This is a genomic window from Nitrospinota bacterium (assembly GCA_035528715.1).
Taxonomy (GTDB): Bacteria; JADFOP01; JADFOP01; order DATKYB01; family DATKYB01; genus DATKYB01.
Genome location: DATKYB010000090.1, coordinates 1 through 3,423 on the forward strand (window position 1 = coordinate 1; position 3,423 = coordinate 3,423).

Below are 3,423 nucleotides of genomic sequence, written 5' to 3' on the forward strand. Positions count from 1 at the left end.
CTGTTTTAACACCTCTCTCATATTGTGTAGCTCAGGAGCTTGTTGCGCCGTTCTTAATATAGACTCGGCCTTTAATATCTTTTGAGTGGTAGAATTTACCGAAGGGTCAGAAACGGGAATGATCTTCACTTCTTCTAGAAAATCGTTAGCAGTAATGGTTTTTTGTGAGTTGCCAAAGTTAAACTCTTCTGATTCTAAAGTTTTTCTAAAAAGCTTATCTATCAATTGCAATTCACGAGTTAAAGATACGTGAACTGAACGCAGAACTGATGACTGAATACGATTGTTCGTCTCAAGAAGAGCAATAGTAGTACCGGTGGGGATATCCTCTTTTGATTGAAGCATTCCCATCTCACTTGTAGACCCTAATTCTTTACATTGAGCTACAATCTCTAATCTAAGCTCACGAAGAGCAGCGGAAGGTTCGGAATAAGGCAAAGGCATAAAAGCCTCGCCCAAGGGAATACCGCCCGTGTCTACTTCTACAAATTGCCCAGGACCTACAATTAAATCATTGTTCTGAGATTTAAAACCTTTGCTTCTTAATCCACCAGGCAGATTTTTAAATGATCCGGCATCTACTAATTGTCTAAGCAATTTTGTTAGAGTGATGGCATTTGAGCCAATAAGATGAGCTAAACCTATGCCGTAAACACCAAAACCCGGCAAATAGTTGTACTGAACGAAGTAATTTTCTCTTTTTTGCTCTGGGTCATTTTCTTCCCAGTTCTTTCTGATCGACAGTATTTCTTTAGTAATTTTGTCTATTGTAACTATATATGGCAGAGGTACGGCATTATCTGTTTCGCCCACCCTATCATCAGTAAAATCCTTCAAATTAAGGTATGTATGAACTTCGTATATAGGAAACAATGATTGTTTTGTATATACACTAATATCAACATCATCTTTTTTAGGACCTTTCTCTTCGTCTCCGGGGTTTTCTGAAGTTTTTAAATAAGATAATTCTGCATCTCGATAGATCTTATTCTGCTGATTTAAAATAATATCCCTTTTAGAAAGGTGCAAAATATGAGTTAGTCTGCTCGATTCAAGAATTGATGTACAATCCCCATCAATTACAAAATCTTCAGGCCGAATAAAACGACTTAATGGTTTTTTTAATAATTGATCGTAATATACTTTTTTAAAGCCGCTACCATAAAGGCCTAGATAAAGTAAAAATCTTTCAAAATCAGAATAATAAGATTCATCTTGAACGGTTAAGTAATAATTTAGCCAATCTCTATTAGCCTCGCCTTTTCTTTCTATTTCTTCATTGCTAACTCCGGTAATTTTAAATCCAGCCGGTCCAGACCCTGGCAAAAGTTCTGCTCTAGTTGTTGCGTAAAAACGAATAAGTGCAGTAGAAAGAGTGGTATCAAATGTTCTAGTAGCACCTTTATAAGGAGCAGCATCCAAATCTTCTAAGGAAAAACCAAGGTATTTTTTAACCTTCTCGACTGAATCCATCCAGTCTTGGCGAGCTTCTATATCTTGCTTAATAGAATCGAGTAATAGAGTAGATAGTTTTTTTCTAGCTTCTTCCGGGAATTTTACGGCAAGATTATCGTAAAAAGAGGTGTCTTTATCCTCTGTTTCTGGAGGTGTGCCAATTTCATACACGCTTGAGCCATCTTCTAGCTCTTCGATTTTTCTAATATCATCATCGGTAGTTTTCATATATATATGAATAACCTCATGTTTTTCATTGGGTTAACGCCAGCGAATATTTTTGCCCTATCAAAAACTTCAATATTCGCTGGTGGCTATGCTATACTACTCATAGTATGTATATTTAATATCACAGGAGATTATATCACATGTTTGAGATTCTTGAAAAATTTGTAAAACATCTCGCAAAGCTAGATGAATACTATGTTTTAAGGCAAGAAAAAGAGCATATTATTATAGGGACTAAAATAATAATTAAGGAGCATAAGGAATTTTTGGGCAATGTTTTCCAACCGAGAACTCAGAATGTAGATAAAGAGCTGCCAGTTTTCTTTCTTGTCACGATCGCAGCAAAGCCATTAGAAATTGATAAGATTTTTCTAAAAAATGAATTGCCGCTCTTGAGTATTAATAACAAAAAAGGAATTGCGACCGTAGAAGGCGTAAAAACTCTATTAGATGAGTTTGTGAACGATAACTTTGAATATTAATAGAATTCTACTATCTCTTTTGTTGAGGCTTGCACTGGCCTTTCGTCTCTAGGATTCTGTAAGAATTGTCCGTCTCTCAATTTGGTAAGTGCCTGCGTCATAGTATCCACTAAATCCCTACTTTCGGCGTTAGGAAAGGAAGCCGCTGCTTCATAAAATTCATCGGCAAAAGGCAATAATGTATCATATTTTGGAGGCCTAGCAGGCAACCATACTCTTCCACCTTCTATTAAAGGAGTTATATAGCGTACACGAGCTATTTTATCACCTTTAGGAATGAATGGGATAGCTCGAATGCCTGCTCTATTTAAATCTTGTATTAAAGGATCGCCTGAAGCCTTTGCCTCAATAAGACATAGATTAACTTGCCTGCCTTTAAATAATGGATTTCTTGTTTTGCCGCTATCCCTATAGTCAAAATACATACGTTTAGCCAGTTCCCTAAGTTCAGGGTATTCTATCCTTCCACGCCACATAGATAACAAAATAACATTCTCTATATGATTATTATCATAGAAAACGCCCCATGTAGTACAGGCAGAATAAGCAGACATTTCATTCGCCGTAAGTGCCGTGTCCCAACTTTGCAATATAAACTCTATTTGCGGAGGAGTGCTATCTTTCCACCAGCAGAACCAATCCTTTTTTATAATTCCACCTTCAGAGGGGCTAGGTCTTTGTTGCAATTGACCAGCTATCCTATATTGAGAACCCAAAGAATTTTTTAAGCTTTCAAGACCAGCAGCGTCAATTTTTTCAGACCATAGCAATGCTCCCTCTTCCGTTCTAGGATCTTCCCAAATTTTTCCATTTGTTGATGGCAAAACCACCGTGCTACTTTTCCTACCAGCTTCATATTCCATAGGCAGTATAAGCTTTGTCCATTCGTTTATATCATCATGACTTAATATAAAACCAGTGATATCACGCTCATGTATCCTTTGCTGCACAACAACACGGCAATCATTTTTTCTATCATTTAAACGAGTAGACCATACACCTGTCCACCAATCTACTCTATTTTCTCTATATACATCTGAGATACCATCAGAGGCATTATTGGGATCATCGGCAATAAGCATACTTCCTCCTTCCCCAGTCGTTCCACTCCCAGAAGATGTAGCAATGCGGTATCCTGTTGCAGTGTTATCGAATCTTTTTTTAGTATTTTGATCCTTAAGGAATTGAAATCTATTGCCCCAATTTTTTTGATACAAAGGGGATTGAATGAGAGCCCTGCAGTTTTGGGAATAACTGG

The 3,423-nt window shown here is 37.1% G+C and carries 3 protein-coding genes; 1 reads left to right on the forward strand and 2 read right to left on the reverse strand.

What is annotated here, in order from left to right; genetic code table 11:
- Positions 1-1,683 (reverse strand): hypothetical protein (locus VMW81_06620; GenBank protein HUU50613.1); only part of this gene is annotated, 1,683 nt, incomplete at its 3' end.
- Between the two features lie 140 nt (positions 1,684-1,823).
- Here VMW81_06620 and VMW81_06625 point away from each other — a divergent pair.
- Positions 1,824-2,165: a hypothetical protein gene (locus VMW81_06625; protein ID HUU50614.1), complete on the forward strand. Its 342-nt coding sequence runs from the start codon at positions 1,824-1,826 to the stop codon at positions 2,163-2,165.
- Here VMW81_06625 and terL read toward each other — a convergent pair.
- Positions 2,162-3,423 (reverse strand): phage terminase large subunit (terL, locus tag VMW81_06630; protein ID HUU50615.1); only part of this gene is annotated, 1,262 nt, incomplete at its 5' end. The two genes, VMW81_06625 and terL, sit on opposite strands and share 4 nt — an antisense overlap.